This is a genomic window from Olsenella sp. An270 (genome assembly GCF_002159735.1).
In the GTDB taxonomy this organism is placed as follows: Bacteria; Actinomycetota; Coriobacteriia; order Coriobacteriales; family Atopobiaceae; genus Thermophilibacter.
The window spans coordinates 1-23,386 of record NZ_NFJF01000007.1 but is presented as its reverse complement, the minus strand read 5'-3'; the positions used below and the strand labels follow the sequence as shown (position 1 = coordinate 23,386).

At 66.4% G+C, this 23,386-nt stretch carries 17 protein-coding genes and 1 tRNA gene; 10 read left to right on the top strand and 8 right to left on the bottom strand.

Features of this window, described 5'->3' with window-relative positions:
• Positions 1-50 precede the first annotated feature (50 nt).
• Both B5F73_RS08050 and B5F73_RS08045 read left to right on the top strand, forming a co-directional pair.
• Positions 51-1,226 carry a Fic/DOC family N-terminal domain-containing protein gene (locus B5F73_RS08050; protein WP_087227733.1) on the top strand — a complete coding sequence of 392 codons (1,176 nt, stop codon included), beginning with the start codon at positions 51-53 and terminating at the stop codon, positions 1,224-1,226.
• 97 nt (positions 1,227-1,323) lie between these two features.
• Positions 1,324-2,880, top strand: coding sequence for an L-lactate permease (locus tag B5F73_RS08045; protein ID WP_087227732.1), 1,557 nt, complete (start codon positions 1,324-1,326; stop codon positions 2,878-2,880).
• A gap of 162 nt (positions 2,881-3,042) precedes the next feature.
• Here the strand turns inward: B5F73_RS08045 and tadA are convergent, their stop codons facing one another.
• Positions 3,043-3,504 (bottom strand): tRNA adenosine(34) deaminase TadA, encoded by a 462-nt coding sequence (tadA, locus tag B5F73_RS08040; protein WP_255376243.1) that lies wholly within the window; start codon positions 3,502-3,504, stop codon positions 3,043-3,045.
• A gap of 60 nt (positions 3,505-3,564) precedes the next feature.
• On the opposite strand from tadA, the gene B5F73_RS08035 reads away from it, so the two are divergent.
• The 5 genes from B5F73_RS08035 to B5F73_RS08015 all read left to right on the top strand — a co-directional run bounded on the left by B5F73_RS08035 (position 3,565) and on the right by B5F73_RS08015 (position 9,587).
• Positions 3,565-3,657, top strand: a tRNA-Ser gene (locus B5F73_RS08035).
• Between the two features lie 33 nt (positions 3,658-3,690).
• Positions 3,691-4,260, top strand: coding sequence for a LemA family protein (locus B5F73_RS08030; RefSeq protein WP_087227731.1), 570 nt, complete (start codon positions 3,691-3,693; stop codon positions 4,258-4,260).
• A gap of 160 nt (positions 4,261-4,420) precedes the next feature.
• On the top strand, positions 4,421-6,295 hold the full coding sequence (locus B5F73_RS08025; protein WP_087227730.1) for a CBS domain-containing protein: 1,875 nt from the start codon (positions 4,421-4,423) through the stop codon (positions 6,293-6,295).
• A complete protein-coding gene (locus B5F73_RS08020) occupies positions 6,296-7,546 on the top strand; it encodes an Nramp family divalent metal transporter (protein ID WP_087227729.1) in 1,251 nt (416 codons plus the stop codon).
• A 10-nt stretch (positions 7,547-7,556) separates the two neighbouring features.
• Positions 7,557-9,587, top strand: a complete 2,031-nt coding sequence (locus B5F73_RS08015) for an FUSC family protein (protein WP_087227728.1) — start codon at positions 7,557-7,559, stop codon at positions 9,585-9,587.
• Between the two features lie 35 nt (positions 9,588-9,622).
• Here the strand turns inward: B5F73_RS08015 and amrS are convergent, their stop codons facing one another.
• From amrS to B5F73_RS08000, 3 genes are all read right to left on the bottom strand, one after another.
• A complete protein-coding gene (gene amrS / locus B5F73_RS08010) occupies positions 9,623-10,477 on the bottom strand; it encodes an AmmeMemoRadiSam system radical SAM enzyme (protein WP_087227727.1) in 855 nt (284 codons plus the stop codon).
• Positions 10,474-11,874, bottom strand: a complete 1,401-nt coding sequence (gene amrA, locus B5F73_RS08005; protein ID WP_087227726.1) for an AmmeMemoRadiSam system protein A — start codon at positions 11,872-11,874, stop codon at positions 10,474-10,476. Before amrA ends, amrS begins: the two co-directional genes overlap by 4 nt.
• Positions 11,875-12,028: 154 nt before the next feature.
• The gene (locus B5F73_RS08000) at positions 12,029-13,072 is read right to left on the bottom strand and encodes an NAD(P)H-dependent glycerol-3-phosphate dehydrogenase (RefSeq protein ID WP_204206294.1); all 1,044 of its coding nucleotides are present in this window, start codon (positions 13,070-13,072) and stop codon (positions 12,029-12,031) included.
• A gap of 212 nt (positions 13,073-13,284) precedes the next feature.
• Between B5F73_RS08000 and B5F73_RS07995 the strand changes: the two genes are divergently transcribed.
• Positions 13,285-14,523: a Fic family protein gene (locus B5F73_RS07995; protein WP_087227775.1), complete on the top strand. Its 1,239-nt coding sequence runs from the start codon at positions 13,285-13,287 to the stop codon at positions 14,521-14,523.
• A gap of 257 nt (positions 14,524-14,780) precedes the next feature.
• On the opposite strand, the gene rfbB is transcribed toward B5F73_RS07995, so the two are convergent.
• From rfbB to rfbA, 4 genes are all read right to left on the bottom strand, one after another.
• A complete protein-coding gene (gene rfbB, locus B5F73_RS07990; RefSeq protein ID WP_087227725.1) occupies positions 14,781-15,800 on the bottom strand; it encodes a dTDP-glucose 4,6-dehydratase in 1,020 nt (339 codons plus the stop codon).
• Between the two features lies 1 nt (position 15,801).
• Positions 15,802-17,256, bottom strand: coding sequence for a sugar nucleotide-binding protein (locus tag B5F73_RS07985; protein ID WP_087227724.1), 1,455 nt, complete (start codon positions 17,254-17,256; stop codon positions 15,802-15,804).
• Positions 17,257-17,327: 71 nt separating this feature from the next.
• Positions 17,328-18,437, bottom strand: coding sequence for an ATP-binding protein (locus B5F73_RS07980; protein ID WP_087227723.1), 1,110 nt, complete (start codon positions 18,435-18,437; stop codon positions 17,328-17,330).
• Positions 18,438-18,562: 125 nt separating this feature from the next.
• A complete protein-coding gene (rfbA, locus tag B5F73_RS07975; protein WP_087227722.1) occupies positions 18,563-19,465 on the bottom strand; it encodes a glucose-1-phosphate thymidylyltransferase RfbA in 903 nt (300 codons plus the stop codon).
• Between the two features lie 214 nt (positions 19,466-19,679).
• On the opposite strand from rfbA, the gene B5F73_RS07970 reads away from it, so the two are divergent.
• Both B5F73_RS07970 and B5F73_RS07965 read left to right on the top strand, forming a co-directional pair.
• Positions 19,680-20,930, top strand: coding sequence for a hypothetical protein (locus B5F73_RS07970; protein WP_087227721.1), 1,251 nt, complete (start codon positions 19,680-19,682; stop codon positions 20,928-20,930).
• 746 nt (positions 20,931-21,676) lie between these two features.
• Entirely contained in the window at positions 21,677-22,942 is a 1,266-nt protein-coding gene (locus tag B5F73_RS07965) for an IS256 family transposase (protein WP_087227720.1), read from the top strand.
• Positions 22,943-23,386 lie beyond the last annotated feature (444 nt).

Here is a 23,386-nt window from a genome sequence, read left to right as displayed (position 1 = left end):
GTTATATTCTAAGAACGTTTTAATCCATTAATTCGCTCTTAGGAGAATCCATGCTCGATGCCATCCGCCCCGGGAGGCAGGGAAGCCTTCGCCGCAATCTCTCCGGGGAGCTTGCCTATCTATCTTTTCTCCCCTCCAGCCTTCAGGGCTGCCTGCCCCTATCCCTGAGCGACGGCACTCAGCGCGCGGTCTCTGATTGCCGTGCTCTTCTCGGCGAGATGCAGGGCATGGCGCGTTTCATCCCAAACGTGGGCATGTATCTCACCATGTACGTAAGAAAAGAGGCGCTCCTCTCCTCCCAGATTGAGGGAACCCAGTGCACCTTTGATGATGTTCTCGACCCAGAGAACGAGAAGAACGCAAGCAGGGACCTCGAGGATGTAATCAACTATGTCTCGGCAACAGAGCGAGCTGTTGAGCTCATGGGCTCCATGCCGCTATGCACCCGTCTTCTGCGGGCGGTGCATGAGACCCTGCTCGAGGGCGTCCGCGGATCCGAGAAGCACCCCGGCGAGCTCCGCACCTCGCAGAACTGGATCGGGCCAAACGGATGCACCCTCAACGAGGCCGCCTACGTGCCCCCGAATGTTGACGATATGAGAGACGCCCTGTCTGACCTCGAGGTTTTTCTCAACGAGGAACATACTCTCGACCCCATCGTCAAGGCAGGGCTCGCCCACTATCAGTTTGAGACCATCCACCCCTTCCTTGACGGCAACGGCAGAATCGGTAGGCTTCTCATTACGCTTTCCCTCATGAACGATGGCATTCTTGAGCTGCCCGTGCTCTATCCCTCCTACGAGCTCAAGCGCCGTCGCTCGGAGTACTACGACCGTCTGACCAGTGTGCGCGAGACGGGCGACTACGAAGGATGGATTGCTTTCTTCTGCGACTGCCTACTCGAAAGCGCCCTTGACGCGCGCGACTCTATGCGGGCGCTTGCGGAGCTTCACGCTTCAACGGAGCGCCTTGTGCTCTCGTCGATGGGTCGTGGGTCAGCAAACGCGCTGCGCCTCCTAGAGCTTCTGGAGGGCAGCCCCATTGTGGACACATCGTACGTTGCAGAGCGTCTGGGGCTCAGTGCCTCGGGGGCAAACTCCCTCATTCGAGCGATGACAGAGCTGGGAGTGCTCGTACAGCGTGACAGCTCAAAGAAGCGCTATAGGATCTTTACCTACGAGCCCTATCTCAGGATTCTCAGGTCGGGTAGCGAGCCCCTGCGGTAACGCACCGCGTCGGTGCGCCGGGTTTCTCGCCCGACGGCGCCCTCCCGAGTGATAGATTTAGTGCTTGATTGACCGCACGACCTCGGGAGTCATCGCAATGCTTGAGCTCTTTGGCATGTTCGTCCTCGCCCTCGCCCCCATCATCTGGCTCGTCATCGCCCTGTGCGGCCTGCACATGGAGGCCTACCTCGCGAGCCTCGGCGCGCTCGTCGTGGCCGCCGTCTGCGCCGCGCTCGGCTGGGCGATGACGCCCGTCAACATGGCCACGGCCGCGCTCGAGGGCTTTGCGATGGCGCTCTGGCCCATCGTGATCGTGATCATCGCCGCGGTCTTCACCTACAACCTCACCGTGCACACCGGCGCCATGGAGACGATCAAGCGCATGCTCTGCTCGGTCTCGGCCGACCGCCGCGTCCTCACGCTGCTCATCGGCTGGTGCTTCGGCGGCTTCCTCGAGGGCATGGCCGGCTTTGGCACCGCCGTGGCCATCCCCGCGAGCATGCTCATGGCCCTGGGCATCAGCCCCGTGACGGCCATCCTGGCCTGCCTCATCGCCAACGGCGTGCCCACGATGTTTGGCTCCATCGGCATCCCCACCACCACGCTCGCCTCCATCACGAGCATCGACGTGGTCGAGCTCTCCACGGTCCAGGCCATCCAGGTCTTCCCGTTCGTCGTGGCCTGCCCGATCCTCATGGTCGCCCTCGTGGGCCATGGCCGCAAGGCGCTCAGGGGCATGCTGCCCATCGCGCTCGTCTCCGGCGGCTCGTTCGCCGTGTGCCTGCTGCTCGCCGGCCACTTCATCGGCGGCGAGCTGCCCGACGTGGTGGCCTCCGTGGTCTCGCTCGTTCTCACCTTCGCCTTCGCGCTGCGCATGCACAGGGCCGGCGTCGAGGTCCCCGAGGAGTACCGCCTGCAGACCGCCGGCGACGGCGACGCCCCCAACGAGTCCGTAGCCGACAAGCTGCGCGCCTGGGCGCCGTTCGCCCTGATCTTCGTGGTCCTTCTCGCCACGAGCAAGCTCGTGCCGTTTGTGAACGGCCCGCTCTCGGCCATCAAGAGCACGGTCAACATCTACGCCGGCGACCCCACGGCCACGCTGACCTTCTCGTGGGTGAACACGCCCGGCGTGCTGATCTTCATCTGCGGCATCGTGGGCGGCCTCATCCAGCACTGCCCGCCGCGCGAGATGCTCGGCGTGCTGGGCGCCACGTGCAAGCAGATGAGCAAGACCATCGTGACGATGCTGGGCGTGCTGGCCTGCGCCAAGATCATGGGCTACTCCGGCATGATCGCGAGCATCTCGGACTTCTTTGTGGCAGCGCTCGGCGGCTTCTATCCGCTGGTCGCGCCGCTGCTGGGCGCGCTTGGCACCTTCGTGACCGGCTCGGGCACCTCCAGCGAGGTCCTCTTTGGCAACGTCCAGCTCCACGCCGCGCAGTCCATCGGTGCCAACGAGACCTGGCTCGTCGCGTCCAACTCGCTCGGCGTCTCGGCCGGCAAGATGCTCAGCCCGCAGAACATCGCGATCGGCTGCGCCGCCTGCGGGCTCACCGGCAAGGACGGCGAGATCCTGGGCCGGATCGCCAAGTACGCGTTCGGGTTCGCCGTGGTGATGGCGGTCATCGTCTACGCCGGGTCGCTCGTTCTATAGCGGCGGCACGCGCTTCTCGGTGTGCGCTTCTCGGTGTGCGCTTCTCGGCACGAAATAACACGCAGAATCGGACTTTTCCCAAAATCCCAACTGGGAATATATGTAATGAAAGGTAATTCTGCGTGTTATTGTGCGGCGAGAAGAACGGAGGGGCTCCGCGCCCTAGCGTCGCCGGCGCGCGCGGAAGAACGCGCGCAGGAGCCCCGCCGCCTCGTCGGCGAGCACACCGGGCGTGACCTCGAACTCGTGGTTGAGCCGCTCGTCGTGGCTCACGTCGAAGAGCGTGCCCACCGCGCCTCCCTTGGGGTCGGCCGCGCCGTACACGCAGCGGTCCACGCGCGCGTTGACCATGAGGCCCGCGCACATGAGGCACGGCTCCAGCGTCACGTAGACCGTGCAGCCCGTGAGTCGCCAGCGCCCCAGCTCGCGCGCGGCAGCCACCATGGCCGTGAACTCCGCATGCGCCGACGGGTCGGCGTCGTTCTCGCGCCGGTTGTGCGCCCGCGCGACCACGCGCCCGTCGCAGACCACCACCGCGCCGATGGGCACCTCGCCCTCCTCGGCCGCGGCGCGCGCCTCCTCGAGCGCCATGCGCATGTACCGCTCGTCGTCCCTCTCGCCCACGTGCGCCTCCCGCGCTCGGCAACGTCCCACATGGGGTAGGATACTAGTGCTCGCGCGCTCGGAGGAGTGGCAGAGTGGTTGATTGCAGCGGTCTTGAAAACCGTCGAGCGGGCAACCCCCGTTCCGAGGGTTCGAATCCCTCCTCCTCCGCCATCGCGCGCCCTCCCCTACAGAAAAGGAGCGCAGGTGGATCCCATCGTCGTGATCATGGTCGTGGGCCTGGCGCTCATCGCGGTCGTCATGGTGTACACCCGCACCTACCTCAACATCATGGGCGCGGACGAGAAGTGCCGCACCACCTGGAAGGTCCTCGATGATGCCCTCGCGCGCCGCGGCGAGCTCGTGGCCTCGCTCGAGGCGGCCATGGCGGACCGGGGCGAGCACGGACGCGAGATGCTGGACGCGCTCTCGAGGGGGCGCGCCGCCGTGGACGCGACGGAGCAGCCGGCCGACAAGATCGTCGCCTCGCAGGCCCTCACCCAGACGCTGCGCGAGGTCTTTGCCATGGCCGAGCGCTCGACGGCGCTTATGACCAACCCCGACCTCGTGGCGCTCATGGGCCAGATCGCCCAGGCCGAGAAGGACCTCGAGCAGGCGCGCCGCGCCTACGACGAGGAGGTCCGCGGCTACAACGTCCTGGTCACCAGCTTTCCCGGCAACAAGATCGGCGGGATGCGCTACCGCCCGCGCATGAGCGTCCGGGCGCGCCGTGGCCGCGGCGATACCGACCGCGAGCTCCCCTGGGCGAGGTTCTAGCGCACGTTCCTCTCGCCCGCGCGCCGCGCGCTTGGGCTACAATACAGTCGACAAATCCACCTAGGAGAAAGGTCCGCATGAAACCTCGACCTCACAGTCGATGACCTGCGGCGTGCTCCCGCGAGCGGGCGCGCCAACGCGACGCACGTAAGGAGCACGAATGATCTACCTGTCCCAACTCCTGGGCAACCCCGTTCTTGACGCCGACGGCGAGAAGGTCGGCACGGTCTCCGACCTGGGCATCGCCACGGGCGAGGTCTTCCCCCGCATCACGAGCCTGGCCTTCATGGGCCCCGGCCGCACGCCCATCATGATCTCCTGGCGCAAGTTCGTGGACACCTACGACGAGTCCGAGGTCCGCCTCAAGGTCACGGCCACCGACCTGCGCTTCTCGTACCTCCAGCCGGACGAGGTCCTTCTCGCCCGCGACATCCTCAACAAGCAGATCGTGGACACCCACGGCATGCGCGTCGTGCGCGTGAACGACCTCAAGCTCTCGGACACGAGCTCCACCCAGCTGCGCCTGCTGGGCGCGGAGGTGGGCGCGCGCGGTCTCTTGCGCAGCCTCCACCCCGCCCTCGAGCGCGTGGCGCTGCGCGTGTGCCGCACCTTTGGCCACCCCCTGCCCGAGAAGATCATCGCGTGGAGCTACATGGACCTGGTTGAGCGCGACCTCTCCAACGTCAAGCTCTCCGTCTCCCACAAGACGCTCGACGACATGCACCCCGCCGACATCGCCGACATCATCGAGCGGCTGGACCCGCGCCTGCGCGGCCAGGTCTTCGCGCAGCTCGACGACGAGCAGCGCGCCGGCGCGATGGCCGAGTTCGACGACGACGCGATGGCCGCCGAGCTCATGGGCAACCTCACCGAGACCGACGCCTCGCGCATCCTCTCCGAGATGGACCCGGACGACGCGGCCGAGCTGGTCAGCGAGCTGGACTACGACAAGGCCGAGAAGCTCCTGCGCCTGATGGGCGTCCAGGAGCAGCGCGCGATCCGCCAGCTGCTCGGCTACCGCGAGAACACCGCAGGCCGCATCATGACCTCCGAGGTGGCGACCGTCGCCGAGGACGCCACCGTGGCCGACGCCGTGGAGATGCTGCGCGGCCTGGACGAGGACTTCGAGTCCGTGCGCTACGTCTACCTCGTGGACGAGGAGCGCAGGCTCACCGGCGTCGTCACGCTGAACGCGCTGATCGTGGCCGCGCCCGAGACGCGCCTGGCCGAGCTCGCCACCGCCGACCTCGTGACCGCGAGCCCCGAGGACGACCAGGAGGACGTGGCCGAGGACATCGCCAAGTACAACCTGCTGGCCATGCCCGTCGTGAACGACGAGGGGCGCCTCTTGGGCATCGTCACCGTCGACGACGCGCTCGACGTCCTGGAGGAGGAGCACGCCGAGGACCTGCGCGTCGCCGGCGGCTCCGCAGACGGCGAGGACTCCGGCCACGCGAGCACGCTCATCTGGCTCGTGCGCCGCAACGTGTGGGTGGTCCTGTGGGCGCTCGGCGTGGTGGCGCTGGCGCTGGCCGTGGACGGCCACCTCACGCTGGCCGAGACGCTCACCATAGCGATCCCGCTCGCCGTGGCCCTCGTGCTCGCGGACGACTCCATCTCCTACGTGACCAACTTCTTCCTGGAGAACGACCCCGACGACGAGGACTCCCCCTCCATGCTGGGCTTCACGTTCAAGGGCGTGGGCATGGGGGCGGCGCTGGCGGTCCTTCTCGCCCTGATCGTGATCGCGCTCATGAACGTGATCATGTCGCCCGCGGTCTCGACGGCGGGGTTCTTCGAGGGCAGCCTTGGCGACTCCCTCGTGACCGGCGGCTTCGCCGCGGCGGCGAGCATCTTCGTGTCCTTTGCGCTCACCCCGGTCTACCTGGGCGTCCTTCGCGCGCGCGACGAGGCCAACAAGGAGACGTCGGGCTTCACGCTGTCCGTCGTCGCCATGGTCGTGGCCGTCGCGGTCTTCACGGGCGCGGCGATCGCGCTCGCCGGCCCCGGCGGCATGGTGGGGTCGGGATTCTAGATGTCGCAGGGCGAGAAGAACGCGCGCACGCGGCTTGAGCCGCGCCGCATCCTCGCGGCCATGGGCCCCGGCATGGTGGCCGCGCTCGCGGGAGCGGACGCCGGCGGCGTGGCGACCTACTCCAACGCGGGCGCGCTCTTTGGCTTCATGCAGCTCTGGACCGTGCCGGTGATGTGCTTCCTGCTGATCGTGGCGCAGGAGACCGCGGCGCGCATGGGCTGCGTCACGGGCAAGGGCCTCGCGTCGCTCATCCGCGAGCAGTTTGGCGTGCGGCTCTCCGCGCTGGCCATGGCGGCTCTTCTCGTCTCCAACACCACGGTCACGCTCTCGGAGTTCGCGGGCATCGCGTCGGCGCTCGCGCTCTTTGGCGTACCGGTCCACGTGAGCGTGCCGGTTGCGGCGCTGGCCATCTGGCTGCTCACGATGAGCGGGTCGTACCGCCGCATCGAGAAGGTCCTTCTCGCCATCGCGTGCGTCTTCGTGACCTACATCGTGGCCGGCGTCATGGTGGGCCCCAACTGGGGCGACGCCCTCCTGCACACCGTGGTCCCGCACGTGGAGGCCACGCCGCGTTACCTGTCGCTCTTGGTGGCGAGCGTGGGCACGGCCATCGCACCCTGGATGCTCTTCCTGGCGCAGTCCAACGTGGTCGAGAAGAACGCGCACGCCGAGGACCTCCCCTACCAGCGCGTCGACACCGTGACGGGCGCCGTGGCGGCAAGCGTCATCTCGTGGTTCATCATCCTCACCACGGGCGCCGTGCTGCACCCCGCCGGCGTTGAGGTGAGCGGGGCCGAGGACGCGGCCGCCGCGCTGGCGCCGCTCGTGGGCGACTACGCCGAGCTGCTCTTTGGCGCGGGCCTGGCCGGGGCGTCGCTACTCGCGGCGTGCGTCCTGCCGGGCATCACGTCGAGCGCGATTTGCGAGGCCTTTGGCTGGGAGCGCGGCGCCGACCGCAGCTGGGCCGAGGCGCCGGTGTATCGCGGCATCATCACCGCCGTCATCGCGATCTCTGCCGTGGTGGTCATGCTGCCCAACGTGAACCTCTTTGGCATCATGATGGTCGCCCAGGTCATCAACGGCGTGTTGCTGCCCGTGCTGCTCGTCTTCATGGTGCTCATCGCGAGCGACCGTCACGTGATGGGCCGCTTTGCCAACGGCCGCCTCTGGAACGCGCTCACCTGGTTCACGATCGTGGCCGTGACCGTGCTCACCGCCATCATGTTCGTCATGCAGGCGATGGGTGTGTGACAATGGGGGCATGACGCGCGAGAAGATCATACGGTGGACGTGCGACCGACGCGCCCAGCTCGTGGGCACGCTACCCGTCATCGTGTTCTTCATCGCCCTGTTCTGGGTCGTCCAGCTTGGCTTTGGCGACCAGTACCTGCTTGCGGTCTCGCCGTTCACCACGCTCTTTGAGACGCGGCTCACGAAGTACAACCCGCCGTCGCAGTACGCCCGGTTCTTCCTGGTGAGCGCGCTGGCGCTCGTGGGCGCGCGCGTGGCGGTGACAAACGTCATCCTGTGCGTGGCCGTGAACCTGGCCATGCCGTTCGTGCTGGTGTTCATGCGCTCGTCGCAGCTCAACCCGCGCCGCTACTTCCCCTACACCATGCTCTTCGCGTTCCTGCAGCTGCGCCCCGGCAACCTCGTGGCGTCGTTTGGCACGCAGGCGGCGGTGCTCGCGGCCTGCTGCGTCGTGCTGAGCGCGGGTCTGCTCGTGGCGGGCGCGGTCCGGCACCGCGGGCGCGAGGCGCGCCTGCGCCTGCACGACTGCGTGCGCCGCCTGGCAGACGACCTCGAGCGCGCCGCGGCGGGCGGCATCGACGAGCCGCTGCGCGCCGAGCTGCTCGCCCTGCGCCGGGAGTTCGCGGCCCTCGCCTACTCCGCGCGCGAGGACTCGACCGCGCCGCCGCGCACCGTGAACCTGCTCGACATGATGGCCACGCTCGCGCAGCGCACGGCCTACCTGACCGGCAACTTTGACTGGAGCGACCGCCACCGCGAGCAGCACGCGGCGCTTCTCGGCCAGCTGGCGCACCTCACGCGCGAGCTCGACGCCGTGGTGGACGCCAGTGCGAGCTCGGGCCGGCGCGCCGTGCTCGCCAACCGCACGCGGGCCCTTCTCGCCGGCCTGTCAGTGGACGAGCCGCGCTTCCGGATCTTCTGCCGCGGGTATCTCAACATGCTGCTCCTTATCTTGCGCACTGCCGACGACCCGCAGCAGCGCGTCTGGCACATGTCTGCGCGCGACGCCGCCGGTACGGCGCTCTTCCGCAAGCGCCCCACGCTCGACTCCTTTGAGATGCGCTTCTCGGTGCGCTGTGGCATCGTGCTGGCAGTGAGCTGCAGCGTCAACCTGCTGCTGCCCGTGGACCACCTCTACTGGTACGTGCTGCACGCCTACCTGCTGCTGCAGCCCTTCCCCGACGAGAGCTCGCGCCGCATGCGCACCCGCATGGCCGGCACGGCGCTGGGCTGCGTGTTCGTGCACGCGGTGGCGCTCCTCAACCTGGGCTGGGCCGGCGTGATGGTTCTGGGCATGGTGCTCGTGGCGCCGCTCTACGCCGCGCGGCCGGGTACCGTGACCTCGGCGTTCTTTGCGACGGCGTACGCGGTCACGATGGCGTCGGTCTCCATCGACGACGGCTACGCCACGGCCATGCGCCTGGGCTCGCTCGCGCTGGCGGTCGTCACCGTGGCGCTGGTCAACCGGCTGGTGCTGCCCACCTCCGACCGGCGGCTCTTCGCGGCGGACGTGCGCCAGCTCTTCGCGATGGTTCGACAGGTGTGGTCGCTGGTGCGCACCACGCTCGACGAGCGCGTGGACACGGTGGTCTCCTCCGAGCGGCTGCTCCACTTCCAGATGCTGCACACGCAGGCGAACGCGCTGCTCGACTCGATCTCTGCGGCGGGCGACAAGAACGCCGAGATCGCGGAGGTCGCGCGCTACCGCGACGCGGCGGACCGGATGCTCTTCTGCCTGTGGGAGATCGGCTGCGAGCTGGAGCAGCTCGAGCTGCTGGTGCGGCTGGGCGCCGTGCGGCCGGAGGAGCGCGCGCTGTTTGGGCGCGTGATCGACCTAGCGGAGTCGCGCTGCGACCCGGAGCGCTTTGGGACGGGCGTCGACGAGGCGGAGCCGCTGGTCATGGGCCTTGCCGACGAGGACGTGCGCTACGTGCTGCAGCAGTACGTGGACCGGGCCGGCGAGCTGCGCCTGGCCGTGGACGAGGCGCGCGGCGCCCTCGTGGAGCGGCCGAGCTACCTCGACGAGGTCCGTCGCGCGTAGGGGCGCGGCGCCTCGTGCGCGGCAGGCCCTCGCGCTCAGCAGTTGCCAACGTAGACGTGGGCGAGGTGGCGGCGGGCGACGTCGGCGAGGCGGCGCACGGTGGCCACGGGCGTGGCGGGGACGTCCGCCATGCGCCAGTGCGGGAAGTAGCGCGTCACGTGGTAGACGACGTCGCCGGGCAGGATCGCCAGCCAGCGCGCAATGGCGTCGACCTCGTCCTCCGCGTCGTTCTTGCCGGGGACCACGAGCGTCGTGACCTCGAGGTGGCAGCCCGGCTCCGCGGCGAGGCGCTCCACCGTGGCGCGCACGGCGTCGAGCGAGCCCTGCGCGCCGCCGCACGCCTCGTAGAACGCGGGCGAGAAGCCCTTGAGGTCGATGTTCGCCGCGTCGAGCAGCGGCGCCAGCTCGTCAATGACGCCCAGCTCAGCGCAGCCGTTCGAGACCAGCACAGTCACGAGGCCGCGCTCGCGGGCAAGGCGCGCCGCGTCCGCCACGTACTCCCACGCCACGAGCGGCTCGTTGTAGGTGTGCGCGATGCCGATCACGCGCGGGTCGCGCCGGCGGGCGTCCTCCGCGAGCGCGACCAGGCCCTCCGGGGAGAGCTCGCGCCACGCCACGTCCTTCTCGCCCGCCTGCGAGATCTGGTGGTTCTGGCAGAACGGACACGCGAGGTTACAGCCGTAGCCGCCAACGGACAGCAGATAGGAGCCCGGATGGAAGCGCGCGAGAGGCTTCTTCTCAACCGGGTCGAGCGCGAGCGAGGTCACGCGCCCGTAGGCCTCGGGGACCACCGCACCGTCCACGTTGCGCCGCGCGCGGCAGGCCCCGAGCGCGCCTGGAGCCAGGTGGCAGTGCCGCGGGCACACGTCGCATGTCGCCAGGCCGCTCACAGGTGACGCACCACCTCGAAGCGCTCCAGGCGCACGTCCTTCTCGCCCAGCGAGATGCCTCCCTTGCGTGCGGCGATCTGGAGCTGCTCGTCCACGGTGTCCACGCCGTCGAGCGCCGGCAGCAGCAGGCCGCGCCGGCCGTCGGGCGTGCTCACGATCACGCCGTAGCGCGCCGGGTCCAGCTGGGAGCGGTCCGCCACGGGCTCCGGCTCGCCGAGGACGTCCACGTCGTAGACCAGCTCCGGCAGCTCGTCTGCGGTCACGGGCGAGAAGCGCGGGTCGTGACACCCGGCGGAGACCGCGTTGGCCGCGATCTCCTCCGCGAGGCTCGTGCGCGTGGGCGCGATGGTGCCGATGCAGCCGCGCAGGCGGCCGTCCTTCTTGAGCGAGACGAACGCCCCGGCGCGCCGCCGGGTGAGCTCGGGCGGCAGGTCAGCGGGGAGCTCAAGCTGACGGCCGTCTCTCACGTGGCTCTCCAGCGACGCGCGCGCCAGTTGTACGTAGGCGTCCTCTCGCGAGCGGGTCTCTGCCAGCTGGCGTTCGTGGAGCTCCCGGTACGCTGCCTCAAAGCGACGCGCGGGGTCGGAGCCCTCCGGCCCGCAGGGCGTGAACGCGGCCACGCCGTAGCCCACGCCGAAGGGACCCTCGTGCGAGAGCAGCTCGGCGCGGACGGGCGTCCCGTCGAGCGCGCCGGCCATGATCTGGAACGAGCGCAGGCCGCACTCCGCCGCGCGCTCGCAGAGGCCGGGGTCCATCGCGAGCAGGCTCAGGAAGTCGCCCGTGGAGAGGGCGTCGCAGACCGCCTCGTCAAAGACCGGCCCGTCGGGCACGAAGCCGTAGGGGCCGTCCGCCGCGAGCTTGTGGGAGAGGTCGCCCGAGGCCACGTAGACCACGCGTCGCCCCAGCCTTGCGGCAGTCTGCTGCACGAGGGTGCCCAGCCGGTAGTGCTCGAGCGGCGAGAAGCCCGCAAGGCCCATGCGCACCACCCTGAAGCCTCGGCAGCGCGCCTGGATGAAGTGGAGCGGCACGAGCACGCCCCAGTCAAGCCGGGCGTCGCGCTCGCCGCGAGTCCCCGCCGGGATGCCGACGGCCTCCGCCGCGGACGCGAGCTCGCGGACGAACTCCTCGTCGTAGATGACCTCGGAGCCGTCCGCACGGTCACCAAAGTCCGCGAAGTCGCCGCGCGCGCCGGGCCCCGGCGAGATGTGCAGGTAATCGAGGTAGGAGGTGGTATGCGGGCTGGAGATCACCAGCGTGTCCGGCGCGAGGTCGGCCACACGCCGCGCGACCTCCTCGTAGGCGGCGACGGTCGCGGCGACGTCCCTCTCGCGCCCATGGCCCACCCCCGGCACGATCAGCGGCGGGTGCGGAACGGCAAACGCGGCGACGACGGACATGGCGACCTCCCCTGCGAGCGCGCGGTTCTTCTCGCCATTGTCGCGCCGCCCCCGGGGACAAGCCCGCCCAAACAGAGAAACGGCACAGAATCGGGCGCCAAGAGACGCGATTCTGTGCCGTTTCTCTGTCTCGGCGTGTGTGTCCGCCGGCGCGCTACGCCTCGTAGGCGGCGGGGCCCTCGGGCTTGAGCTCACGGCCCATGAGCAGGCCGGTCGCCTCCTCGGGCGCGATCTTGCCGGAGACGACCAGGTCGACCATCTCGCAGATGGGCATCTCGACGCCGCAGTGCGCGGCGAGCTCCAGCACGGCGGGCAGCGCGTTCAGGCCCTCCACCACGGCGCCGACCTTGGCCACCGCCTCGTCGACGGGCACGCCCTCGCCGAGCATCCTGCCGCAGCGCAGGTTGCGGCTGTGGAGGCTGCCGGCGGTGACCACCAGGTCGCCGGTGCAGGCCAGGCCGAAGAACGTCTCCTGGTCGCAGCCCAGCGCGGTGCCCAGGCGGCGCATCTCGGCCAGGCCACGGGTGATGAGCGCGGCGGAGGAGTTGTCGCCAAAGCCCAGGCCGCGCGCGATGCCGCACGCGAGGGCGATCACGTTCTTGATGGCGCCGCAGAGCTCGACGCCGTGGATGTCGGCGCTGGTGTAGACGCGCAGGACGTCGCCCGAGAAGAGCCGCTGGACGAGAAGGGCCGCCTCCTCGCTGTGGCTGGCCGCGACGATGCACGTGGGCATGTCGAAGGCGACCTCCTCGGCGTGGCTGGGACCGGAGAGCGCAACGGTGACGGGCTCGACGTCGGGGCGCAGGCGGGCGACCTCACCGGCGATGACCTCGGTCATCGTGTCGAAGGTGCCCTCTTCGAGGCCCTTGGTGGCGCACACGAGCACGGTGTCGGGGCGCAGGTACGGCGCCGCGGCGGCCGCCATGGAGCGCACGAAGCGCGACGACGTCACAAAGACGACCACGTCCTTCTCGGCCACCGCCTCCTCCACGCTGGTGGTGAGAGCGATCTTGGCAGGCAGGTCCGGGTCGCCGGGCAGCGGGATGGTGCGCGTGGCCTCCAGGTGCTCGACCACCTGCTCAGACTCGGACCACACGACCACGTCGTGCCCCTCGTTCGAGAAGAGCCGCGCGAGCGCGAGGCCCCACGCGCCGCTCCCCAGGACGCCCACGCGGGCGCACCGAACCGCCTCTGCCACGACTACCTCCTGCAATCGGGTGAATCCGTTCGTAAGATTATGACATGCGCGCGGGGGCGAGAAGGCCGCGCTTTCAGGCGCCACCAAAAACGCGGTCAATCCAATCTGAAGGCCTCCGCGGTCGCTCTTATTTCTACTATTTACGAAATAGTAGAAATAAGAGCATCGGATTTGCGGTATAGTTCTACTCTCTCGACATCGGAGGTAACGGTATGCCTTATCAGTCCCTCGAGAAGCTCTTCCATATGGACGCCGGCAATGAGCGCTTTGAGAACAACGTCTCTCTTGCCGCATCTCGTCGTGAGGCGGAATCCACATTCAAGACGAGCTTTGAAATCGGTGGCGAGGAGCTCTTCCTGGCCACGCCTCGTGAGCTCTCCCTGCTTAACGAGACCATTCTGGGGCGTGAACGGGAAATCGCCGTCGCCCTCTCCAATCTTCCCGCCATCGCCCGTGGGGCCCTTATCCGCAGCCTCGTCATCGATGAGGTTGTCTGTTCGAACGAGCTCGAAGGCGTATACAGCACCAGAAGACAAATCAATGAGCTCCTGGAGACCTTGCCCATAGATTCGAGCAAGCTAAGCCACAGGAGATTTAGGGAACTGGCGCGACTCTATCTCGAGCTGAGCGACAACGCACGCGTTCTTCCCCAGACCCCAGAAGACATCAGGAGCATTTACGACCGCATCATGTCAGGAGAGGAGCTGGGCGAGGATGCGCCGGACGGGACGCTCTTTCGGAAAGGGGAAGTGAGCATCATCGGGGATGGCGGCCGAGTGATACATCAGGGTCTCTCGCCCGAGAGCAGAATCATCTCCGCGCTGTCTCAGATGATCGGCCTTGCATCCTCTCCCGACATTCCTGGAACATATCGTGCCGCAGCGTCGCACTTCATCTTCGAGTACACGCACCCGTTCTACGACGGCAACGGCAGAACGGGTCGCTACCTTCTGGCACTCTATCTCAGCCAGTCCCTCTCGACGCTTACGGCGCTCTCCCTCTCACGTGTCATCGCAGAGAACAGGAGCCCGTACTACAAGGCGTTCCGGGAGGTCGAACACCCGCTCAACCATGGCGAGCTCACGCCATTCGTCATCATGTTGCTCACATATGTTGACGTCGCCCAACAGCGCATCCTCAGCGACCTGGAGATTAGGAGCGGCCAATTCCAAATCGTGCAGAGAGGCCTCGAACGGCTGTCCGAGCAAGCATCCATTCCGGACAAACAGCGTGACCTCCTGTTCATGCTCGCACAGTTTGACCTATTCGGCGCCTTCCCCGACGTGCCAATTGAGGTTATGGAGGAGTATCTCGGCCTCCACCGTGAGATGACGAGAAAGCACGTGAAAGCTCTTGAAGAGATGGGGTTCGCCAAAAAGGTCAGCGGGCGCCCTCTTCGTTTTGCTCTCACCGAGAAGGGCGAGACATTGCTCGGCATCGGAGACGTTTAGAAAAGGCGTTTTACTCGGCTGCGGTGCGCACAGATCGCTAAGCGCGACCTGGTGCGCGGATACCATGCCTCGCACCTCTACCTGTTCTCCAAGCGGGCCGTCTCCGAAGCAACCGCCGAGAAGTGTGCCCACCGAGCTGACGTGCACCTCGTCACGCTCGAAGAGCTCTACGCGCTCTGAGGCACCCCCAAGAAAAGGGGCCCCGGATCACATCCGGAGCCCATTCCACTCAGATATGCCTGCCGAGAAGAACCGCGCTACTGGCCCTGGGCGGCGTACTTGGCCTCGGTGGCCTCCTTGGCCGGGCGCCACCAGGCCTCGTTGTCGCGATACCACGCGATCGTGGCTGCAAGGCCGCTCGCGAAGTCGGTGTGGCGCGGCCGCCAGCCTAGCTCGCGGCGGAGCTTGGTGGAGTCGATCGCGTAGCGGCGGTCGTGGCCGGGGCGGTCGCGGACCCAGTCGAAGGCGTCCTCGGGCTGGCCCATCGCGCGCAGGATCTCGCGCAGGACGGTGATGTTGTCCTTCTCGCCGTCCGCGCCGATGAGGTAGGTCTCGCCGTAGCGGCCGCGCGTGAGGATCTCCCACACCGCGGAGCTGTGGTCCTCGGTGTGAATCCAGTCGCGGACGTTCTTCCCGTCGCCGTAGAGCTTGGGGCGGATGCCGCACAGGATGTTGGTGATCTGGCGCGGGATGAACTTCTCCACATGCTGGTAGGGACCGTAGTTGTTGGAGCAGTTGGAGATCGTGGTGCGCAGGCCGTAGGTGCGGGTCCAGGCGCGGACGAGCATGTCGGAGCTGGCCTTGGTGGAGCTGTAGGGGCTGCTCGGGTGGTACGGCGTCTCCTCGGTGAAGCGCGCCGGATCGTCCAGGGCCAGGTCGCCATAGACCTCGTCGGTGGAGACGTGGTGGTAGCGCACGTCGTACTTGCGGCAGGCCTCGAGCAGGCGGTAGGTGCCCACCACGTTGGTCTGGACGAAGGGCTCCGGGTCGGCGATGGAGTTGTCGTTGTGGGACTCCGCCGCGTAGTGGACGATCGCGTCGTGGCCGGGGACGATGCGGTCCAAGAGTTCGGCGTCGCAGATGTCGCCCACGACGAGCTCCACGCGGTCCTCGGGTAGGCCGGCGATGTTCTCGGGGTTGCCGGCGTAGGTGAGCTTGTCCAGCACCGTCACGTGCACGCCGGGGTGGTTGTTGACCACGTAGTGCACGAAGTTGGAGCCGATGAAACCGCACCCGCCTGTGACGATGATGTTGGTGGGCTGGAAGGTGTCGGACATGCTAAGCCTCCTCAAGGTTGAAAAGATACTCCCGCAGCTCGTCCTCCCAATCACGGGGCGAGAAGCCCACCGCGTGAATCTTGGAGAGGTCGAGGTCGGAGTGGACAGGACGCGGCGACACCGGGCCGGCGGCGCTCGCATAGTACTCGGCGGTGGTCACGGGCGTGACGGCGTCGCCGTTGCCGCACGTGAGCTCGAAGACCTCGCGGGCGATCTGGGCCCAGGAGGCCACGCGGCCGGAGCCGGTGAGGTTGTAGGTGCCGTACGGGGCATGGCCGTCGAGAAGGGCGAAGATGCCCTCGGCCATCTGGTCGGTGAAGGTGAGACGGCCCAGCTGGTCGTCCACCACGGTCACGCGCTCCAGACCGTCCGCGGGATCGGCGCAGCGCCGCGCGAGGCCGGCCATCGTGCGGACGAAGTTCTTCCCGTCGCCGATGACCCAGCTCGAGCGCACCACGTAGTGCGCGGGGCAGCCAGCCACGGCCAGGTCGCCGGCGGCCTTGGTCTGCCCGTAGACGCCCAGCGGCGAGAGGTCCTCACCCTCGCCGTGGTTCTCGGCCGTGCCGTCGAAGACGTAGTCCGAGCTCACGTGCACGAGCATGATGCCGTGCTCCGCGCAGGTGCGGGCGAGCAGCGCGGGGCCCGTGGCGTTGGCGCGCCAGCAGGCGGCGCGGCCCTCGGGGGTCTCCGCGCGGTCGACGGCGGTGTAGGCGCCGCAGTTGATCACGGTGCCGTAGAGCGACCAGTCGTAGCGGTCGTACTGGGCGGGATCCGAGAAGTCAAACTCGTCGATGTCGCAGAAGTCAAAGCTGCCGAGAAGCCCGCGCTCCTCCGCCAGCGCGCGCACGGCGCGGCCGAGCTGGCCGTTGCAGCCCGTGACGAGCGTGCGCTCGGGCGCCATGGGGATGGCGCCTGCGAGCATGGGGTGGTTCTTGTCGGCCTCGGAGAGCGTACATTCAGAAAGCGGGATGGGCCACTCGATGGCGAGCTCGGGGTCGGCCAGGTTCACGAAGGTGTAGGTCTTCTTGAGCTCGGCTGACCAGTGCGCGTCAACGAGGTAGGTGTAGGCGGTGCCGTCCTCGAGAGCCTGGAAGGAGTTGCCCACGCCGCGCGGGACGTAGATCGCGCGGGACGGGTCGAGCGTGCAGGTGAAGACGCGGCCGAAGGTCTTGCCGGGGCGCAGGTCAACCCACGCGCCAAAGACCGAGCCCGCGGCGACCGAGATGAACTTGTTCCAGGGCTCGGCGTGGATGCCGCGCGTGACGCCGCGCTCGGCGTTGAAGGAGACGTTGTTCTGCACCGGACGGAAGTCTGCGGGCATACCGGCTGCCACCATCTTGGCGCGCTGCCAGTTCTCCTTGAACCAGCCGCGTGCGTCTCCGTGCACGGGAAGGTCAAAGACAAGAAGCCCGGGAATTCCGGTCTCCTCCGCGCGCAGGTCCTTCTCGAACTCCATGGGGGTGCGCCCCTCCTTCGACTAGATTGCCTTCTTAGCAGTATACCCGGCGCTATAGCAGTCCGGGCCGCTCAGCCGGAATGAGCAACCGTCTCCATGCTCAGTTCAGAGCGATGAGCATCGAGGTAGTCGGCCATATAGGGAATCGCGAACTCCACCTTGCCCCACGCGCTTGCCTCAATCACGTCCTCGCGAATCAGACGCGCGCGATAGGAGCTCACCTGCTGCAGAGTCTTCCCCATCCGAGCGGCGACCCGCCCGCTCTCGCTCGGTGCGCCGCCGTCCTCCGCCATGCAAAGCAGATACTCGATGAGCATGCCGGGAAGACGTTGCAGGACTGGCTCAATGACCGTCCGGTCAAAGCGGTCGCGCGCAAGCGCGATGCCCTCGCGCACCATCGCCTCGTCGATCAGCTCCGCGCCGGCCCTGTGGGCGATCTGCCATACGTGATAGCCCACAAGCTGAATCATGAACGGATAGCCTCGCGTGGCGTCGGCGAGAAGAGCCGCGAGCTTGGCAGGCAGCCCGATGCCGGAACCCGCCATGGTTCTCCCAAGCGAGAGCGCTACCTCCGTCACGCTGACGGGCCCCAGCTCCATGGGAACGGCGCGCCTGAGAAACGTGAGGGTCTTGCCGTTTACCACGCTCTCGATCATCGACGGAAGACCGGCAAAGACAAACGCGATATTCCCGTCGTCCCTAATCACATGCTGAATCGCAACGGCCAGGGCCTGAACCTCCTCAAGGGAGGCATCCTGCACCTCATCCAACGTGATGAGAAGCCCGTCACCCTTCTTTGAGGTTAAGCTTTCGAGTGCCTCGCGCAGGGACAGGGCCGCACGCTCGATCTCTACGCTACCCAGAGACATGCCCAGAATGGAAGGTCCCGCGGTCACGCTTCTGACACGCGCATCCGGTTTGGTGGACGCAAGAATCCTGTCGCAGAAGCCCGGACTTGCCGTCTCATCGATGACGGACCAGCCCATCTCTCGCGCGCGAAGCCCGATTTCGTTGAGCATCACCGTTTTGCCCATGCCTCGCATCCCGGTTATGCGCATGAGCCTGCCCGGGGCACCAGGGCCGTTTTCGATTCCCTCGGCGAACTCCGCAATCACGGAATCCCTGCCGATAAGGGTGGGCGGATTCTTGCCGGCCGTTGGCTTGAAAGGATTCTGCATCATTGCCCCTCCACCAATTTATAGCAAAGTATAGTGAAGTATAGCAGAGTATAGCAGAAAATACGAACGTACGTTCCTTTACTCCAACATCCTCGAGTCGCGCGCTCAGCAGCTGGTCAGCGGGCCCCCTACCACTCCCTCTTCTGGTGGACTACCTTGCCCTCGGCAACGCGACGCAGGTGGGCGCCGTAGACGCTCTTGCCGTAGGCGTCCGCGGCGGACAGCAGCGCGTCGACGCCGATCCAGCCGTTCTCGAACGCGATCTCCTCGAGCACCGCCACCGGCGTGTCCTGCGCGCGCTCGACGGCGCGGACGAACTCGCTCGCCTCGTAGAGGCTCTCCATGGTGCCGGTGTCCAGCCACGCGTAGCCGCGGCCGAGCGTGACCACGTTGAGCGAGCCGTCCTCCAGGTACATCTGGTTGAGCGTGGTGATCTCCAGCTCGCCACGCGCGGAGGGCCTGACCCGCTTGGCCAGCTCACAGACGCGGGAGTCGTAGAAGTAGAGGCCGGTCACGGCGTAGGAGCTCTTGGGGCGCTCGGGCTTCTCCTCGATGGAGAGCGCGCGGCCCTCGGCGTCGAACTCCACGACGCCGAAGCGCTCCGGGTCGTCCACGTGATAGCCGAAGACGGTGGCGCCGCCCTCGGCCTCGGCGTGCTCGACGGCGCGGCGCAGGTGGCGGGAGAGCCCGTTGCCGTAGAAGATGTTGTCGCCCAGGACGAGCGCGCAGGGCTCGCCCGCGATGAACTCCTCGCCGATGATGAAGGCCTGCGCGAGGCCGTCGGGCGAGGGCTGCTCAGCGTAGGAGAGGCTGACGCCGAACTGCGAGCCGTCGCCGAGCAGCCGCTCGAAGTTGGGCAGGTCGGTGGGGGTGGAGATGATCAGGATGTCGCGGATGCCCGCCATCATGAGGACCGAGAGCGGGTAGTAGACCATCGGCTTGTCGTAGACGGGCAGCAGCTGCTTGCTCGTCACGAGGGTGAGCGGATAGAGGCGGGTGCCGGATCCGCCGGCGAGGATGATGCCCTTCATGCGCGGTCCTTTCGCGTGGTCGCAGTTGGGACAAGTATAGCCGGAGCCTGGACGTCATAGTATCTGCTTCAATGCCGTCATCAAACTGGGACACTCGTCTCAGCTTCTTCGCAGACGCGCGGGCATCCACTCCCTGAGAATGGGAATAATCATGAACAGATGTCCTGCCGTGCGACATTCCTGCCCCGTAGCTCTCCCGCAAAAGGAGTTGCCGATGTCCACTCAAGTTCTCTGCTTAAACCCACGAGACTGTCCCATCAAAGCAACCGATGAGATTGTCGTCATGCCTTTTGACCGGGCCCAGGCGTTTGACATGTTCGACCTTGTAGTAGTCAACCTCCAGCAGAAAGATCTGTGGAGATGCTCGAGGGACAACCGTCAATCCATAGACTCTATGGCACATTTTGACACGTTAGCGAGCATGATTGGCGATTCGAAGTCAAGCGAAGTGCTCATACTCCTGCCCCAGAACTATACATTTAACTATGACTATCGCGGGGGTGGCTACAACAGCCGTGCGGGATATTACAAACACACTCCGCTCAAAGATATGCTAGAAGCACTGAGACATGCGCTCCTTCTCCCCTTGCTGCACGAAGATTTACCTCTCGCCTTTGGCTGTTCTGTAACCAAATGTGGGAGCAGAGAATTCTCCTCAGATTTTCACCTCATGAAAGAGGCCAGCAGCGGATTCGAAGAGTTTGCCGAATCGAAGGCGGGCGGTATCACCTGCTTCTCCATTTCAGAACGGGTTACCGCGACAACCCTGCTCGTCGAAGATTCTGCCGCCCTGATTGATCTCTGCCAAGGGCTGAAGCTTCTCCCCGCGGAGCGGCGCTCTTTTCCCTCTTGGCTCGAAGAGGTTCCTTTCCTCGACGAAAAGAGTCTGCGCAAGCGCCGACAGACCATTCTTGATGAGATGACTCAACTAGAAAACGAGAAGGGAGAAATCGATACGCGCCTCTCTGAGTATCGCGAAAAGAAGGCCGTTCTCTGCACAAAGGACTTCGATCTGGAACATCGTGTGAGGGAGATGCTCGCAAAGATTCTCGATGTTAGCAGCGATTTCGAAGATGCTCGCGAGGAAGACTTCCGCTATGAAACGGACGATTGCGTCTATGTCTTCGAAATCAAGGGTTCGGTCAAAGGCCTAAAGCGTGAACAGGTATCGAAGACGGAGGATCACGTTCAAATCTGCGCTGATAAACTGGAGGAGATGTGTTCGAGCCAAAGGGTTAAGGGCATCCTGATCTTTTCATCGCAGATAGAAGTCCCGCCGTCAGAGAAAGACTCTTATCCACAGAAACAACTTGAGATTGCCGCACGCTATGGGGTAGCAGTCATGTCCGCGGAGACCCTTCTTCGATATTACGAAGCAAGCGAGCGTGGCAACCTAGGTCCAGATGATTTTATCGAGATACTTGACTCTTCCTCTGGGTTCGTCGAACCTCCAAGCTTTTCGTAGCTTACCGAAGTGCCCGTCAAGTATTCACCCATATTATTATTTCTGGGCCTTGGCAGTGCCCATCTGCAGCCAAAAGTACAAACCGACAGCGTGGCCTACCACCAGCTGCATCCGCCCCCCATTGCTTCTGCTAAAGAGGCCCGCCCCATTTTTTTCCTGCCAGAGTATCGGGCAACAACCCACATCCCTTGCATCGTGTCACGAGCCCAAGCTAGATTAGCGGCGCGCGGCGCTATGCAAGCTTACCTTTGAGAACGTTCGCTGGAACCACCTTAAAAACGCACAGAGCGGAGGGGCGGCACAGGCAAAGCCAACAGCGACCGAAAGCCCCGCGAGTAGGAGGACCCCGCCAGGAAGCACACGCAAACTGCTCAACACTCCCATTTTGCCTAATATGGTTAAGATAGGAGAGTGAAACACATAGATTGATAGCGATCGTCTTCCAAACCACGCCAATGGCCGGCAGCTGAGGCTGCAAATCGCCCCAAAACACAGCGCTAGCCCAGTAAAGACCACGACATACCACACGAATCGCTCTGTCGCGCCACAGCCCTCCGCAAGAATAAGCTCGGAGGCATTCCTCCCGGTTAGCATTCCCCGATATGAATAGGAATATTGAATGTGCTCATGGATAACGTAAAGGATCGCGTCGCGAAATGTGGTGTAAGGGAGACCTGAATTAGGAACGGCCCCCGTCCTAGAGTCTCTTTCGACCAAGAGAGGGGTTCGGGGGAACGGAGACCGCAATGGACGCTGTGCCGCAAGACGCGTTCGCGACGCTCGGGCTCGCCGAGGAGGGCGGCGAGGGGCTCGCGGGCCTCGCCAGGGCCCCGCTCGAGGCGGGCGTCGACGAGATGATGGCCGCCCGGGCCGACGCCGCCCGCGAGGCGGCCGGCACGACGAGGAGCGGGTTCCGGGAGAGGCGTCTCGAGACGCGGGTCGGGACCATCACGCTCGGGATGCCGAGGCTGCGCCGGGGCACCTACTTCCCGGACGGCCCGGTCGAGAGGTGGGGCGGGGTCGACCGCGCCGCGGTCTGCGCGGCGGCCGAGACGTGCGCGCTCGGCGCCTCGACGAGAAAGGCGGGGAGGGTCCTCGAGCGCATGGGCGCCGACCGGCTGTCCAGGGACGCCGTGTCGCGCATCTGCGCGGCGCTCGACGCCGAGGTGGCGGGGCTGCGCCCGCGCCGGCTTCCGCCCATGCGACTCCCCCGCCTCTGGGTCGACGCGACCTACGTGCCCTGCCGCCGGAACGGCCACGGCGCCACGGCCGCGGTGGTCGCGGCCATCGCCGTCGGCGAGGACGGCGTGCGCAGGGTCGTCGGCCCGGCGTGCGCCGGCGCGGGGTCCTGCGCGAGCCGGGAGGGCTTCCTGCGCGGCCTCCGCGAGCGCGGGCTCTCCGGCGTGCAGCGCGTGACCTCCGACGCCCGCGGCGGCATCGCCCGGGCGGCGCGCGAGACCTTCCCGGGCGCGGCCTGGCAGCGCTGCGTCGTCCACCTCGAGCGGGACGTGATCGACGCGTGCCCGACGCGCGCGAAGAGGGCCGCCGCCGGGAGGGTGCTCCACGCCGTGTTCGACGGGGACGGCCCGGCGGGGGCCCGGGCCCTCTACCGGGCCGCGCGCGGCGTCATCCCGTCGCTGTCGGCCGACGCCGGGAGGATCATGGAGGGGGCGAAGGCCGACGCCCTGGCCCACCTCGACTTCCCCGAGGCCCACCGCCGCCGCATCGGGACCAACGACGTGCAGGGGCGCCGCGACCGGGAGATAGGGCGCCGCGCGCGGGTGGTCCGGAGCTTCCCGTCGGAGGGGGCGCTGGTCCGCCTGGTGGGGGCGGTGTGCTGCGAGGCGTCCGAGGGCTGGTCCGGCCGCAGGCACATGGAGCCGTCCGCGATCGAGGGCCTGTGGGAGCGCGAGCTCTCGCCCGTCCCGGAGCCGACCGAGGGGCGGGTCGCGAGGGCTCGCTCGAGAATCGCGGCGCTCTCGGGGATTGACGAGGGGGCGATGGCGGCGTAGGTTCGGCTCACCAGGGATTCCGGGCGGAGGCCCCTACACCACTTTTCGCGACACTACCCAACATTCCTCGGGAATGCCGTTCGGGAACGTAAATCCACACTCTCTCGAGGATACGTAAGTCCCTAGACGACTGGACTCGTAAATCGCATGGCCGAGGGGCTCTTGCAGGACGCCGTTCGTGACATGGCGCTCATAGCCCTCCTCGTCCAAGCCTCTCCAGATGTGCAGTAACGTCAGGCCACCGTCAACCGTGAGGTCAGAAGCCTTGATGGTTGCCGCACTCAGAGCCCCGACAATATTGCGTTCAAGCTGGGTCAGGCACTCCGGCGTAATAATGTGTTTAGTCAAGTAGTTTTGAGCAGAATGTGCATCGGGAATTGAGCAGTATGAGCTCGCGGCCTGAGCGGTGGTTTTTGAGCACCTACCCGTCCTGCATGAGCGCGT